Genomic DNA, 14397 nt, shown 5'->3' with positions numbered 1-14397 from the left:
CCGTCAGCTTTTTTGTGTTGCAGCCTCGCGGCGAGCGGCTCACTTGCCGCGCACCGAGCGGGCGGGCTTGTCGTCGCCGTTGCGGGCCTCGGCCTTCTTCTGCGCTTCTTTTTTCTGCTTGGCCTTGCGCTTGGCTTCTTGCTCGGCCTCGTGCTTGGCGCGTTTTTCCTGCTCCTTGAGTTTTTGGGCCTCGCGCTTGGCCTTTTCCTTGTCGCGCTTCTCCTGCGCCTTGAGCCGCTCCTTCTCGCGCTTGGCTTGGGCCTCGGCGCGCTTCTTGTCGCGCTTGGCCTTCTCCTTGTCGCGTTTTTCCTGTTGCTTAGCCTTTTTCGCGGCCTTCTCGCTGGCGGCTTCCTGGCGGGCAGCCTTCATGGCGTCGTCGCGTTTTTTCTTCTCGGCGGCAGCCTTGGCCTGAGCCTGTGCACGGGCCTTTTCCTGGGCCTCGGCGCGAGCCTTGGCAATGCCGGCCTGCTCGGCCTCGATCTTGGCTTGCTGCTCGGCCTCGTGGCGGGCAGCCTCAAGCTCCTGCATCTTCTTCAAGTCGTCGGCAAAGGGCTGGAAATTGGTGCTGAGCACCTGGAACTCGGTGCGGCGGTTGATTTGGTCGGCGGCAGCCTGGTTGGCCTTCGACAGAGTGTCGATATAGGCCACCGTGAGGGTGTCGCCCAGCGGAAATTGCGGGTAGAGGCGGTGTATGCGTTTGGTCACCACCTTGGGCCGTGTCTTGCCGTAGCCGGCGGGCTTGAGCCTGAGCGAGTCGACGCCGTGGGCGATGAGGTAGTCGACCACGCTCTTGGCGCGGCGGTAGCTCAGCTTGTTGTTGTAGGCATCGGTGCCCACGCGGTCGGTGTGGGCGCTGAGCTCGATGGTGATGTAGGGGTTGTCTTTGAGGGTCTTCACCAGCTCGTCGAGGGCCTTCTTGGAGGCGGGACGCAACGAGGCCTTGTCGAAGTCGTAGAAGATGTTTTCCACCACCTGGGGCTTGTGCATGGCGGCGAGCACAAAGTCGACGCCATACTCGGCATCCTCCTCGGCCGAATCGCTGGTAAACTCCTGGCGGGCGTTGAGATAGCCGCTGGCGCTGGCCAGCATCACATAGCTCACGCCGCGCTGCAGGTCGAAGCGGAAGGTGCCGTCGGGCTTCACGGCCTGCTTCTGGTTGCTGCCGTCGTTGCCCACGATGCGAATGGTGGCATTGGGCACGGGCTCCTCGTCCTTGTCGAGCACGGTGCCCGATATCCACACCTTGAGGTCGGGTTTCTCAAAGCTGTAGATGTGGTCGTAGCCGCGGCCGTCCTTGCGGTTGCTCGAGAAGAAGCCGCTCTCGCCCTTGCCGAAGGTGATGCCGAAGTCGTCGCCGCTGGAGTTGACGGGCGAGCCCATGTTCTCGATAAACCAGCGCCCCGAGGGTTGCATGGTGGCCTTGAAGATGTCGAGGCCGCCGAAGCCCGCATGGCCGTTGGAGGCAAAGTAGAGGATGCTGTCGGTGCGCATGTAGGGGAAGCGCTCGTCGCCGGGGGTGTTGATCTGGTCGCCCAGGTTCTCGAGGGTGCCGCGCTTGTCCTTGATGTTGATGCGCCACAGGTCGAGGCCGCCCTGGCCGCCCGGCATGTCGCTGGTGAAGTAGAGCCACACGCCGTCGGGACTCACGCAGGGGTCGCCGTAGCTCGACAGGGTGTCGGCCGTGATTTCGAAGGGTGTGGGGGCGCTCCACTTGGCCTCGCTGCGCTGCGAGGTGTAGATGCTCACGCCTGTGGGGGCGTCGGCCTTGCGAATGGCCTTGGCCAGGTACATGGTAGAGCCGTCGGGGGTGAACGAGGTGATGCCCTCGTCAAACTCGGTGTTGAGCTCGCCCTCGGCAGGCTCGGGACGCTGCCACTTGCCCTTGTCGTTTTTCTTGGAGAAGAAAATGTCGCTGTTCTTGGTGCCGGTGATCTCGCTCTTGACCGTGCCGGTGGCTTTCTCGTTGCTCGAGGTGAAGTAGAGCTGGTCGGCGTTCACATCGAGAAACATGGGGCAGTAGTCGGCACGCCGCGAGTTGAAGAGCTTGGCGCTCTTCACGATGTAGCGGCTGCCCTGCTCGCGCCACTTGGGTGCCATGCGGCACGCCCGCAACCCCTGCTTGGCCTGCCAGTCGCCAGGCACCAGCTCCAGATAGGCCTTGTAGTTTTTCTCGGCAGCGGCCCACAGGCCCTCCATGTGCTGGGCCTGGGCCAGGTAGAGCAGCGCGGTGCTGTCGGGGTACTCATAGCGCAGGGCATTCTGAAACGCGCCCACGGCGCGGCTGCTCTGGTTGAGCTTGCGGTAGCACAGGCCCATCTTGAAGGCGGCCTCGCCGCGCACGGGGCGGTCTTCCTTTTTCTTGTACTTGTTGTAGAGCTTGCGATACAGCCCGGCCGCGTTGTAGTACTCGCCGCGGGCATAGGTGTCGTCGCCGTCGCGCATCTTCACACTCTTGCACGACTGCAGGCTCGTGGCCAGGCATGCGGCCGCGACGATTGCAACGACTATGTAGTATAACGTTTTCTTCATCGGTTGTCAACTCGATTGCTGCCAGCCTCCTGGGCGAGGGTGGCACGCGGCAGCGGCTGTGCCGCCCGCGACTCATAGAAAAAACGCGACAGTAGCTCAATTATTGTATGCCCCGTGGCCCACTGGCGCATCAATGCACCCACACGGGGGCGTACTCGTTGCCGTAGCGGTCGAGCACGCACACGGCCCACTTGTAGCCCTGCTGCTTGTCGCGCGGCAGGTCGTAGACCACATCGTCGGCAGCATCGTCGGGGTTGTAGGCCATGCCCAGCAAGTACTGAACCTGGCCCTGCCACTGGCTCTCGCTCACGCCTGCAGGCACGGCATAGACGGTGTAGCGCACCCCCTCGACCGGGTGCCACAGCAGCTGGCCGTTGCCCCGCACGGGGGTCTCGACCTTGAGCTCGCGGGCGGCCTTGTGGTTGCGCCACGGCAGCTGGGGCAGCAGGGCCGGATAGCGGTAGACGGTGCTGCGCAGGTAGCTGCACAGTTGCCGGGCGAGGCCGGAGCGGCGGTACAGGTTGGTCACCGACCAGAAGATGGTGCCACCCGCGCCCTCGGGGCTGCTGTCGCGCGTGAGCTGCACTTGGGCGGCATACTCAGGGAACTCGCTCGCCAGTGCCAGCCGCTCGATGCTCGACGAGATGTAGACCTGGCGGCCCATCGTGGGAGCCACCTTGCACCACCACGGGGCAATGAGCGAGAAGTCGGCCCGCTTGAAGCCGCGTTTCCAATACACCTGGGGCGACACAAAGTCGAGATCGTGCTCCTTGAGCCACGACACCGGGTCGCTGAAGATGGTGCCATACTGCCAGTCGCTGCCGCTGGGACAGGGGTCGATGCCGTAGCGGGCGGCCAGGTCGGCATCGGTGCAGGCCACCCCGGCTGGCGAGATGCCGAAGCGCACATAGGGCTTCTCGGTCTGTATCATCTGGTACACGGCCTTGACCATGCGGTTCACGTTGGCCCGCCGCCAGTCGGCCAGGCTGAGCTGCGTGCCCGAGGCCTTCCACTCGCCATAGTCGCCGGCAGCGCTGGTTGTGGGGATGTTGTCGGGGTAGAAATAGTCGTCATAGATCACCCCGTCGATGTCGTAGTGCTTCACCACATCACGGCACACGTCGACGATGCGGTCGACGGTCCACTGCTGGGCAGGGTCGAGTATTTTCTTCTTGCCCCACGAGAGCAGGTGCTGCCTCGCCTCCATGTCCTGGCTGGTGCTCCACAAGGCTCCCGTCGAGAAGCGGTAGGGATTGATCCACGCCCAGCACTCCAAGCCCAGGCGGTGGCACTCGCTCACGCAGTAGGCCAGCGGGTCGTAGCCCGGATCCTTGCCGCGGGTGCCCGTGAGGTAGCTCGACCACGGCTCATAGGCCGACCTATACATGGCGTCGCTCATCGAGCGCACCTGGAAGCACACGGCGTTGAAGTTGTTGCGGGCCAGCGAGTCGACGATGCGCGTGAGAGCCGCCCGCTGCCGGGCAGGGCTGGCACCGGCGTTGGGCCAGTCGATGCCATACACGGTCGACACCCACGCCGCGCGCAGCTCGCGCTTGGGCGTGGTATAGGGTTGTGCCTGCAGCCCTGATGCCAGAGCCAGGCACAACACGATATAAAGGATGTATTTCTTCATCATCTCAACATATTGAGATGCAAAATTACAAAAAAAAGCAGAAACCCGTTTACACTGACTCAGGAATAAGCCCCCTCCCTCGACGAGAATGCCCCTGGGGGCAGCGCGATGCGCGGCACAGGGTGAAGACACGTGTTGCGGAGCCGAAGACTTTTTTGTATCTTTGCTATCTAAACGCACCAAGAAAACGACAATGATCGACCCCGACTTCACCTCACGGCTGCGAGATTTCTCATGCGGTCTCTTCTTTATGTTTCAGCTGCTGGGCACCGCAGCACTCTATGCCAAGGGGCGGCACCACCAGTTGCAGCGCTCGGCCTTCTACTTCATGCTCTACCTGCTGGGCATAAGCATGGTGGAGTTTTACCTGTTCTTCATCGACAACTTCTTGGGCGCGATGCTCAAGCCTGTGACCAACATCATGCAGGTCACGGTGGTGCCACTGGCCCTGATGCTGCTCTACCGGCTCACCCACACCCACGGCATGAAGCCCCTGGCGGCCACACTGAACCTGGCGCCCTACTGGGTGGCGCTGGCCGTGTACATGACGAGCGGCTCGCCCGTGGTGTACGACTGCATCCTCGCTGCCGCACTGCTCCACTCGGCGGGCATCGTGATCTACGGCTTTGTGGCCGTGCGGCGCTTCAACCAGCAACTGGCGGCCTGCTTCTCGACCGACGAGCACTTGTCGCTCAGGTGGACTTGGCTGTTGCTGCTCTTCTACCTGGCACTGGCCGCAACGTGGTTTGTCGCCACCAAGGTCGACAGCAACGTCACAGCCGCCGTCTACAACATGGTGTGCTCGGTCATCTTTGCCCTGCTGTGCTACTTTGTGTACCGCCAGGACGACATGCTCGAGGCCCTCGGCCGCGGCGCGGGCGAGCCCACGACCGGCACACTTGCTCCCAAGCCGGCGGGAGGGCGGCAGGACAGCTACCACTTTGCCCAGGCCCTGCACGACACCTTTGAGCACGGCCGCATCTACCTCAACCCCACCCTCAACATCAACGGGCTGGCACAGGAACTGGGCACCAACCGCACCTACCTGTCCAACTACCTGAACCAGGAGCTGCACACGAGCTTCTACGAGTATGTGAACGGCTGGCGGGTGAAACACGCCCGCCAACTGCTGGCCACCACCACGCTACCGCTTGAGGATGTTGCCAGCCAGTCGGGGTTCAACTCGCTGAGCAGCTTCAGACGCTATTTCAAGAAAGCTACGGGCACGACCCCTGCCTGCTGCCGGGCGGCAGGCGTCAATCGGTAAATCGACGCGTCAATCGATAAAAAACTGAGTTCCAACCGATACAATTGACCACTTGCTCTTGCGGGTGAGTGGCTACGGCTTTTACTTTTGCAACCGCAACACGACACTCGCACTTACTCACCCAAAATTATACTACCAAAACAGCATGAAAACAACCCTTACTACTACAACGGTGTGGCTACTGGCCCTGGCCGCACTCGTGGCGTGCGAGAGCAAGCACGTGCCCGCCAGCGGGCCGCTGGGAGAGCTCCCCGGCCTGGTCATCGAGCAAGAGGAGGCCGAAGAGAGCCTGAAGAGCGGCCTGTACCAGGCCAAAGACGATGAGTCTAAAATGAAAGAGCAGCTCACCCAGTGGGCTGCAAAGCAAAAGGAAATCAAGGATAAAATTGCCCAAGTCGGCCAGCTGCTCACGGGCAAGCAAGTGCCAGCCCACGTGGCCCAAGACGTGCCGCTGCAACTCTCGCAACCGCTCACCGTGACCACCGTCACGTCAGGGGGCACTGTGAGGATGGAGACCGCTGCCGTGCTGCTCGACGACTGGGGACACGTGCCCGGCAAAGGCGCCATGCGCTTCTATGAGCTGCGCTATGTGGTGACCGACGCCGAGGGCAACGCCTTCCACCCCCGCGGCATTATCGCGCTCCATCCTGGGGCCATAGGCAACACGGTGGTGAAGAAGGGCGACAGCATCACGCTAAAACTCAACCTGAGCATCGAACCCTGGGAGGCCGAGAAGATGGCCAGCATGAAGTCGATCACCATTGCCAACAGCAACTCCTCGCTGTGCAAGGAGGCCGAGCAAGCCGACAAGCAGGCCAAGGCCAAAGAACCCAAGAAATAAAACTTTATCACACACAAACATCATCAAGACATGAAACTCAACCGTATCGCAATCGCCGTCTGCGCCATGCTCAGCCTGGCAGCGGCACCAGCAAGCGCCCAGGGCCTGGGAGGCCTCATCAAAAAAGCAAAACAAATACTCACCACCGAGAGCAAGACAGCCGTGGCTGCAACTGCCCAGGCGGCCGGCAAGAAAGGCACCGTCACAGCAGTCGAGGGCGGCGGCACACTGCGCAACCCGCTCGCCTCGATTGTCGACGTGCAGCTCGTGGGAGCCTATGGCAAAAGCACCTCGACCAACTATGGCGTGGTGACCCTGGTGTTTAAAGTGAAAATGATCGCCAATCTCACCCAGCTGCGCCTGGGCGGCAACAGCAGCTATCCGGCCATCATGGTCGACCAGGACGACAATGCCTACAAGATGAAAGTGGGCACAGGGTGGTACACCTACGACGTGACCGAGGGCGTATACATGAAAGTGCAGCTGAAGGAGACCAACGAGTTTGCCGACGTCAAGAAGACGGCCACCACCATCAAGCAGCTGCAACTGGGCATAAGCACCAGCTACGACGACACCGGGCTGCTCGTGCTCAACAACGTGCCCATTCACTGGGACGAGATGCCCGAGTAGTGCCCTTAGGGGAAAAACGAGCCATACAAGGCACACCAATCGAGCTGAGGGCAGGCGACCCGTGAGTCGCCTGCCCCCAGTGTTTCTCTTGTGGAAGTGTGCGCTACAAGCTGCGCCTGAAGATGCTTGCCATGCCGCCACTACCCCGATTAAAACAGATCCTACCTCAAGCCAGGGCGTCCTTATTACATCACAACAATCGATAAAGATTTACAAACAAAGGACTAAGCAATTTTTCCATTTCCGATTTACTCCATTTTTGTCAACTTTTCAGGAAATTTGCAGTAAAGGCAAAATAGATTTTTCTTGCAACAGGAATATCACTATATTTGTGAAAAATATCACGACGAAAAATATCACAATATGGTTATGAACTAAATAACTTGGTAGATGGCAAATAAAAACTTAGGAAACGCGAAAACAGCCAAGAACGATGAGTTCTACACACAGCTGCCCGACATTGAGCATGAGATGCAGGCGTATGTGGACTACGACCCCGACGTGTTCCGCGACAAGACGATACTCATGCCGTGCGACGACCCGGAATGGAGCAATTTTACACGATATTTCGCCCTTAACTTCCAATTGTTTGGTATCAAAAAGCTCATCTCCACGAGCTACGCTCCTGACGCAAAGGCGGCAAAGTACGGGGTAATGCCCTCACTTTTCCCCGGGGACGAGCAGGACCCGAAGTTCGACCGCGACAAGTGGCAAACCCACGGGCGTATCTTCGTTCTCGACCGTGATATCAATGGCGACAACCGCATCGACATCGACGACCTCCGCTGGGAGTACCTTGACGGCGACGGCGACTTCCGCTCGCGTGAGATTACGCAGTTGCGTAACGAGGCCGACTTCATCATCACCAATCCGCCGTTCTCCCTCTTCCGCGAGTTCCTGAAATGGATCATCGACGGTGGCAAACGGTTCTCCGTCATCGGCAACATGAACGCGATAACCTACAAGGAGGTGTTTCCGCTGCTCAAGGACAATAAGATTTGGCTGGGCAACGGCTTTACTGCGGGCAATGCCTTCTTTGCCACACCTAACGCTCAGAAGTATGGCGAAGGAGTGCTGCAGGATGACGGGCTTGTGAAGTTCCGCAACTGCTGTTGGTTTACCAACATAGAATTGGGCAAGCGCCACGAGCCGTTGCCATTGATGACGATGGCGGACAACCTGAAGTTCAGCCGGCACAAGGACTTGCGCCTGCGGAAGGAGTACCAGCACTACGACAACTATGATGCCATAGAGGTGCCTTATACCGATGCCATACCCTCCGACTACACTGGCCCGATGGGCGTGCCCATCTCCTTCCTCGACAAGTATTGCCCGGAGCAGTTCCGATTGTTAGGAATTACCGACCGTGGTAATGAATACGGCATTAAGACAAGGGAATATACCCCCGAAGATACTCCGCACTTTGGCGATTTGAACCGTCGTGGTGCGATAATGGTTGATGGCGAGCTTAAATCCACTTATGCACGCATCCTCATTCAGAAGATCACAACGCCCTAATCATGGGGTTAGAACGCCGTTCTCATGGGGTGAAAAGCCAACAATCAAGGGGCGAAAAGGCCTCTCCCGATGTTGTAATGCTATAGAAAAAGATTAAACGCTAAGCAGCGAAGGATTGAACGCTACGTAGAAAAACATCATTCATTAGTCAGAGAAATAAAAAACGAAAAATTTATGAATACAGAACTGCATACCGACATCACCATCGGCGACATCTGCAAGGGATTCGTCTACAACGAGCAGGAGGGCAAGGGACTCTTCGGCATGAACGGACAGCTGATAATCCAGCCGGAGTACCAGCGCAACTACATCTACAACGACGGGCGCAAGGACGTGGCGGTCATCGACTCGGTGCTGCACGGCTATCCACTGGGCCTTATCTACCTTAACCGCCGTCCCGACGGGCAGCTTGAGGTGCTCGACGGACAGCAGCGCATCACTTCCCTCGGCCGCTTCCTCACCAACAAGCTCACGGTGCGCTATGACGGGCGCGAGCAGAAGTATTACTCGCTCAACGCGGAGCTGCAGCAGCTGTTCTCCGATACCCCTCTGACAATCTACATCTGCGAGGGCACGGAAGAGGAGATAAAGAAATGGTTCAAGATAATCAACATCGCCGGCGTGCCGCTCAACAACCAGGAGATGTACAACGCCATCTACAGCGGTCCGTTTGTCACCGCGCTGAAGGCTGTCTACAGCAACTCCCTGAACCCGATGCAGCAGAAGTGGGGCACCTACGTGAAGGGCGATCCTAAGCGCCAGGAGGTGCTCGCCACAGCCCTCGACTGGGCGAGCCACGGCGACACTGAGGGCTATATGGCCGCGCACCGCCAGGACGCGGATATAACGCCCGTAACCACCTGTTTCGACAGCGTCATCGACTGGGTGAGTGCCACCTTCCCAACGCCCCACAGCGAGCAGAAAGGACTGCCGTGGGGCACGCTCTATGAGAAGTACCACAACACGCCCTACAACCCCGACGAGGTTGACCGCCGGGTCTCTGAGCTGATGCAGGACGATGCCGTGAACGACAAGCGCGGCATCTTCGAGTACGTCCTCGGCGGCTGCACCGACCCGAAGCTGCTCAATATTCGGCTCTTTGACAAGCATACCATCAAGACCGTGTATGAGCGGCAGACGGCGGAGGCAAAGGCAAAAGGCATCTCCAACTGCCCCTACTGTGCCATGAGCTCCGGCCCTAACCACAGCCGTATCTGGAAGCTCACCGAGATGGATGCCGACCATGTAACGGCATGGAGCCGGGGCGGAAGCACCGACATAAGCAACTGTCAGATGCTTTGCAAGACGCACAACAGGGCGAAAGGGAATCGATAATAGCTACCCAAACATGCCACACATTTCAATGAATGTGTGGCATGTTTGATTTTATTGTTGGTGAACCGCCTTGCCATAATCACAATTTTTTTCTATATTTGTTTCTAAATAAGATCTATTTACCTTCTTCTCGGAATACCGCAACACAGTAATGTCGCAATAAGCAATGCGGTAATAGGGAAACATAAAGAGGACAAACTTATTACCAGATTGGCCATTGAACGGCTTGTCGAAGAGAAACATCCGCTCAACCTTCTCGTATATGGATTCCCGCTGGATTTTAATCCGAGAGTACCTGTTAAATATTACACGTCAAAAAATCAAAATTTAAGAAAATATGGAAAATCAAAACATTGACGACATAGCCAATGAGACTATGCCACAAGAGGACATAGAGCTGTTCAACTCGATGAAAGGCCACTACGTGTCAGAAAATGAGAGAATCTTCTTCGACAACATGCAGCGCAAGGAAGAGGATAAATGGACGACGCAAGGCGACCTCATTCTCTCAGAAAAAGACAACGACCTCAAGCTCTTCCTAATGCGCGTGTGCTACAATGAATACCAGTTTGGTAGACCTATTAGTGTCGATTCCGATGGCACGCACCACACAGAAGGCATATATGCAATGTCCCTGTCAGAGGTGCTGCACAAGAACCTGCGCCAAATACATGCGACAGACAAAGACATTACCTTTTGGCAGTGGTTGCGTGAGAAAGATTATAAAAATATAAAATATGATGTAAACTTTGACTGAACATGGGGAAGATTTGTGAAATTCATGCGGTGGCAGCCTGGCAGCTACCCCGATTGAGGAAGCTGTGCCCCCGATTGTGGAAAAAGTGGCCCGCCAGTTGCACAAGCCAAGAAAATGAGATAGCTTTGCAACCAAAGCAACAACACAAGAAAATCGACACACAATGAACGACTCCTGCAACTTGATAGCGATCGACAACATCGACGCCTACAACAAGCTCTATGGCTTTGAGACCCTGCACCCGCTGGTGAGCGTGGTCGACCTGGCACAAGCCAAGCACCAAGTCAACCACGCGACATTCCGCTACGATGTGTATGCCCTGTGGCTCAAAAACGGGCTGCAATGCACGTTGCACTACGGCCGCCGCACCTACGACTACCAGGAGGGCACCATCGTGAGCTTCGCCCCGGGACAGGTGGTGCGTGTCGACATGACCGACGAGCAGCTGAGCACGCCCATTCACACCCTGGGACTGCTTTTCCACCCCGATCTTCTGGCCGGAACCCCGCTGGGCAAGGCCATCACCACCTACCACTTCTTCGACTACGACTCGGCCGAGTCGCTCCACTTGAGCGAGCGCGAGCGCGCCCTGATAACCGACACGCTGCACTCGATAGCGCAGGAGATGGAAATGCCCGTCGACAAGCACTCGCAGACGATACTCACCGACCGCATCAAGCTCATACTCGACTACTGCCAGCGCTTCTACGACCGCCAGTTCATCACCCGCCACAAGGAGAACAGCGACACACTGGCCGCCTTTGAGCGCAACATCAAGGACTACTTCGAGCAGGGCACAGCCATGCAAAGCGGGCTGCCCTCGGTGGCCTACTTTGCCGACAAGGCTTGCCTCTCGCCCGGCTACTTCGGCGACATGATACGCAAGGAGACCGGCCTCTCGGCCAAGCTCTACATCCAGCAGCACATTCTGGCTCTGAGCAAGCAGATGCTGCTCGACCAGAGCCAAAGCATCACGCAAGTGGCCGACCAGCTGGGATTTCAGTACCCGCAGCACTTCTCCCGCTTTTTCAAGAAACTCACCGGCATGACCCCCAAGGCCTACCGCGAGAACTGAGACAGGAGGAGGGGGGAAAATTTTTTATCAACACGCGCTTTTTTTTGCCTTCACAGTTTTACTTTTGTCCACCAGGCGGGTATTGATTGTAGAAAGCGCGACACAGCCGGTGAGCTCACGACTGAATCGCCACACAATGTGAAACACTCAAAAACAGACAAACAATGAAGGCAAACAAAGCAATCAAAGGCATCGTGCTGGCCACGTTGCTGCTGGCCACAAGCTGCATGGCCGCAGCACACCCGCACCAGCGCCACTACTGCCACCGTCCTCCGGCACCACCAGTGCGAGTCGTGCCAGCGAGAAAGGCTCCCTGCCGAGTCCAGACCATCGTGATAAAAAAGAAAGGCGGCAAGACCGTCGTAGTGAAAAAAGTGAACGGCCGCACCGTGGCCGTCAAGCCCGTCACGGGCCGGTAGCACACTACCCCGCAAAAGAGCCACAGCCATCGTCATGACACCCAACGACCAGAAAATAGTAGAGGCCATGCGCAAGAATCCCCAGCAGGGCTTCAAGCTGCTCGTGGCTGCCTACATGCAGCCCATGTACTGGCACACACGCCGCCTGGTGGGCAGTCACGACGATGCCGAAGACGCCACCCAGGAGGCCCTGGTGAGGATATACAAGTCGTTCGACCAGTACGACGCCAAGCGCTCACTCACGGCTTGGGTGTTCACCATCGCCACCCGCGAGGCACTGCGGCTGCTGGCACGGCGCGCCGGCAGAGCCACAGTGTCGCTCGACGAGGCTACCGCCCAGGTGCTCTCGCTCGCGGCCCCCGACCAGTGGCTCGACAGCAGCGACACCATCGCCGTGAAGCTGCAGCAAGCCATACACACGTTGCCGGCCAAGCAGCAAGTCACGTTCAACCTCAGGTACTACGACGAGCTTTCCTATGCCGAGATTGCCGAGGTCACAGGCTCGACTGCGGCGGCAGCCAAGGCCAACTACCACGTGGCCAAAGAGAAAATAACGCAATATATGAACCAACACGATTGAGACGTCATCATGAAAGAGCAATTCGATTTCAACAAGGTGGGCAAGCGCATGCCCTATGAGGTGCCCCAGGATTTCTTCCAGCAACTCGAGGAGCGCGTGATGCACGAGGTGCAGGCAAGCACGCCCGCACAGCCCCGGCAGGCCAAAGCCAGAGTGCTGCACAGCACCTGGTTCAGACGCCTGGTGCCCCTCTCGGCAGTGGCAGCCGCGGCAATCGCAATTCTGCTCCTCGTGCCCCGCTTCGCTGGCAGGCAAACCGCGCCGGCAGGCACCTATGGCCAGGTGGAGCAGGCCTTCGACAACCTCGATGCCGCCGACCAGCAATTTCTCGTAGATGCCTATCAAGACGACCCGTTTCTCAATCAATAGCAACAAGTAACACAAAGAAAGGAAACAACACAATGAAGAATATCCTGAAAATTGCACTCACCGTGCTCATGACCGCACTGCTGGGTCTCTCGGCCAGCGCACAAAACGCCTCGCAACAGCAGCAGCAGAAGAAGAGCCGCGAACAGCTGGCCGAGGCACAAGCACACTACATCGCCCGCCAGCTGGCCCTCGACGACCAGACGGCAGCCCAGTTTGTCGCCACCTACTGCAACGCGCAGAAGGAGATGTGGGCCATAAAACCGCACATGAGGGGCAAGGGAAAATACACAACCGATGCCGATGCCCAGCAGGCCATCAACAGCCGCTTTGAGCGCAGCCAGAAGATACTGGCCCTGCGCGAGAAGTACTACAAGCAGTACAGCCGCTTCCTCACCCAGAAGCAGATAGCACGCGTCTACGAGCTCGAGCGCGGCATGATGAAACGCCTGGGCCAGAAGAAAGGCCGCCAGTGCGGCCGACGGCAAGGAAGGCTCGGCGCCAATCACACAGGCACAGGGCAGTGCAACACCAAGTAGCCGCTGCACCCCTCTACACCACGACACATTTCACCCCCTGCTGCCCCAAGTGAGCGCGGCAGGGGGTGAAAAGTGTCTTTACAGTAAATACTCTACTTGAAATAGTAGCGGCCTTTGCCCTGGGTGGCCTTGCCGTACTGGATGGCACGGGCCGGGCAGCGGTGCAGGCAACTCTCGCACATAGTGCAACGGCCGTGCCACTGGGGCTCGCCCTGGGCGTTGAGCGTGATGTTGCCCAGGGGGCAATTCTTCACGCAGGCCCCGCAATGGGTGCAACGGCCAGGCTCGACGTGAAACTTCTTGTCGCTCATGGCATGGCGCCTGAACCAGGGATACACCACGCGGGTCTTGAGCCAGGGCCACGAGCCCCGGCACACGTCGGTAGTGACGCGGCCCTCGGCAATGCTTTGAGCCAGCTCGGCAATGCGCCCCTCGGCAGCATGCAGCTTGGCGTCGCGCACCAGGTCGGGGTCGACGTCGAAGCCCCGCATGTTGACGTAGGTGTTGGGCATCGACACGCTGTAGGCGGCCTGCAGCTCAAGCTGCCTGCGGGCAAGCAAGCGGCGCATCATGTCGACAAGCTGACCCACATCGTCGCCGCAGGTGGCGACCATGTACACAAAGTTGCACTCGCTGCGATAGCCTTGCAAGTCGAGCCGGGCGATGAAATCGGCCACCACAGGAGGCACGCCCCAGCAGTAGGTGGGAAAAACGAAGCCCACACGCTCGCCGGGCTTCAGCTCATAGCAGGTGTTGCCCTCGACCAGGGCGGCGCCCATGGGCACGAGGCGGTCGTTGAGCTTGGTGCCCAACTCGCTGGCCACATGGCCGCTATTGCCTGTGCCTGTGAAATAAAATATCATAATCTATATTATAAACGACAAAAAAACATCACTGCTGCTACCCTG

Annotated in this window: 14 protein-coding genes; 11 read left to right on the top strand and 3 right to left on the bottom strand. The window is 58.3% G+C overall.

The window, feature by feature from the left end; all coding sequences use genetic code 11:
• Window positions 1–39: 39 nt before the first annotated feature.
• Together porE and GF423_RS08380 are read right to left on the bottom strand one after the other, a co-directional pair.
• Window positions 40–2529, bottom strand: coding sequence for a PorE family type IX secretion system protein (porE, locus tag GF423_RS08385; protein ID WP_154327920.1), 2490 nt, complete (start codon window positions 2527–2529; stop codon window positions 40–42).
• Window positions 2530–2659: 130 nt separating this feature from the next.
• Window positions 2660–4165 carry a glycoside hydrolase family 10-like protein gene (locus tag GF423_RS08380; RefSeq protein ID WP_154327919.1) on the bottom strand — a complete coding sequence of 502 codons (1506 nt, stop codon included), beginning with the start codon at window positions 4163–4165 and terminating at the stop codon, window positions 2660–2662.
• Window positions 4166–4325: 160 nt separating this feature from the next.
• Here GF423_RS08380 and GF423_RS08375 point away from each other — a divergent pair, with 160 nt between their 5' ends.
• The 11 genes from GF423_RS08375 (at window position 4326) to GF423_RS08325 (ending at window position 13489) form a co-directional block, all read left to right on the top strand.
• Window positions 4326–5429 carry a helix-turn-helix domain-containing protein gene (locus GF423_RS08375; protein ID WP_206113191.1) on the top strand — a complete coding sequence of 368 codons (1104 nt, stop codon included), beginning with the start codon at window positions 4326–4328 and terminating at the stop codon, window positions 5427–5429.
• A gap of 145 nt (window positions 5430–5574) precedes the next feature.
• A complete protein-coding gene (locus tag GF423_RS08370; protein WP_154327917.1) occupies window positions 5575–6270 on the top strand; it encodes a hypothetical protein in 696 nt (231 codons plus the stop codon).
• 30 nt (window positions 6271–6300) lie between these two features.
• Window positions 6301–6900 carry a hypothetical protein gene (locus tag GF423_RS08365; protein WP_154327916.1) on the top strand — a complete coding sequence of 200 codons (600 nt, stop codon included), beginning with the start codon at window positions 6301–6303 and terminating at the stop codon, window positions 6898–6900.
• A gap of 390 nt (window positions 6901–7290) precedes the next feature.
• On the top strand, window positions 7291–8418 hold the full coding sequence (locus GF423_RS08360; RefSeq protein ID WP_154327915.1) for an adenine-specific methyltransferase EcoRI family protein: 1128 nt from the start codon (window positions 7291–7293) through the stop codon (window positions 8416–8418).
• 174 nt (window positions 8419–8592) lie between these two features.
• On the top strand, window positions 8593–9753 hold the full coding sequence (locus tag GF423_RS08355) for an HNH endonuclease family protein (protein ID WP_154327914.1): 1161 nt from the start codon (window positions 8593–8595) through the stop codon (window positions 9751–9753).
• A gap of 337 nt (window positions 9754–10090) precedes the next feature.
• Window positions 10091–10510: a hypothetical protein gene (locus GF423_RS08350; RefSeq protein WP_154327913.1), complete on the top strand. Its 420-nt coding sequence runs from the start codon at window positions 10091–10093 to the stop codon at window positions 10508–10510.
• 163 nt (window positions 10511–10673) lie between these two features.
• Entirely contained in the window at window positions 10674–11585 is a 912-nt protein-coding gene (locus GF423_RS08345) for a helix-turn-helix domain-containing protein (protein WP_154327912.1), read from the top strand.
• Window positions 11586–11749: 164 nt separating this feature from the next.
• A complete protein-coding gene (locus GF423_RS08340; RefSeq protein WP_154327911.1) occupies window positions 11750–12004 on the top strand; it encodes a hypothetical protein in 255 nt (84 codons plus the stop codon).
• Window positions 12005–12038: 34 nt separating this feature from the next.
• Window positions 12039–12584, top strand: a complete 546-nt coding sequence (locus GF423_RS08335; protein WP_154327910.1) for an RNA polymerase sigma factor — start codon at window positions 12039–12041, stop codon at window positions 12582–12584.
• A 9-nt stretch (window positions 12585–12593) separates the two neighbouring features.
• On the top strand, window positions 12594–12953 hold the full coding sequence (locus tag GF423_RS08330; protein ID WP_154327909.1) for a hypothetical protein: 360 nt from the start codon (window positions 12594–12596) through the stop codon (window positions 12951–12953).
• A gap of 32 nt (window positions 12954–12985) precedes the next feature.
• Window positions 12986–13489, top strand: coding sequence for a hypothetical protein (locus GF423_RS08325; RefSeq protein ID WP_206113190.1), 504 nt, complete (start codon window positions 12986–12988; stop codon window positions 13487–13489).
• A gap of 92 nt (window positions 13490–13581) precedes the next feature.
• On the opposite strand, the gene GF423_RS08320 is transcribed toward GF423_RS08325, so the two are convergent.
• Complete coding sequence (locus GF423_RS08320; protein WP_154327908.1) at window positions 13582–14352, bottom strand: EFR1 family ferrodoxin; 771 nt, start codon at window positions 14350–14352, stop codon at window positions 13582–13584.
• Window positions 14353–14397: the final 45 nt, after the last annotated feature.

The organism is Sodaliphilus pleomorphus, assembly GCF_009676955.1.
Classification (GTDB): Bacteria; Bacteroidota; Bacteroidia; order Bacteroidales; family Muribaculaceae; genus Sodaliphilus; species Sodaliphilus pleomorphus.
The sequence above is the reverse complement of the archived record's forward strand: the minus strand, read 5'-3'. Positions and strand labels throughout refer to the sequence as shown.

Bases quoted from the DNA above. Each gene is read 5' to 3' on its own strand.
- GF423_RS08380 (WP_154327919.1), bottom strand. From the start codon at position 4,165: ATGATGAAGAAATACATCCTTTATATCGTGTTGTGCCTGGCTCTGGCA.
- porE (WP_154327920.1), bottom strand. From the start codon at position 2,529: ATGAAGAAAACGTTATACTACATAGTCGTTGCAATCGTCGCGGCCGCA.
- GF423_RS08320 (WP_154327908.1), bottom strand. From the start codon at position 14,352: ATGATATTTTATTTCACAGGCACAGGCAATAGCGGCCATGTGGCCAGC.
- GF423_RS08340 (WP_154327911.1), top strand. From the start codon at position 11,750: ATGAAGGCAAACAAAGCAATCAAAGGCATCGTGCTGGCCACGTTGCTG.
- GF423_RS08355 (WP_154327914.1), top strand. From the start codon at position 8,593: ATGAATACAGAACTGCATACCGACATCACCATCGGCGACATCTGCAAG.
- GF423_RS08365 (WP_154327916.1), top strand. From the start codon at position 6,301: ATGAAACTCAACCGTATCGCAATCGCCGTCTGCGCCATGCTCAGCCTG.
- GF423_RS08360 (WP_154327915.1), top strand. From the start codon at position 7,291: ATGGCAAATAAAAACTTAGGAAACGCGAAAACAGCCAAGAACGATGAG.
- GF423_RS08330 (WP_154327909.1), top strand. From the start codon at position 12,594: ATGAAAGAGCAATTCGATTTCAACAAGGTGGGCAAGCGCATGCCCTAT.
- GF423_RS08325 (WP_206113190.1), top strand. From the start codon at position 12,986: ATGAAGAATATCCTGAAAATTGCACTCACCGTGCTCATGACCGCACTG.
- GF423_RS08335 (WP_154327910.1), top strand. From the start codon at position 12,039: ATGACACCCAACGACCAGAAAATAGTAGAGGCCATGCGCAAGAATCCC.
- GF423_RS08350 (WP_154327913.1), top strand. From the start codon at position 10,091: ATGGAAAATCAAAACATTGACGACATAGCCAATGAGACTATGCCACAA.
- GF423_RS08345 (WP_154327912.1), top strand. From the start codon at position 10,674: ATGAACGACTCCTGCAACTTGATAGCGATCGACAACATCGACGCCTAC.
- GF423_RS08370 (WP_154327917.1), top strand. From the start codon at position 5,575: ATGAAAACAACCCTTACTACTACAACGGTGTGGCTACTGGCCCTGGCC.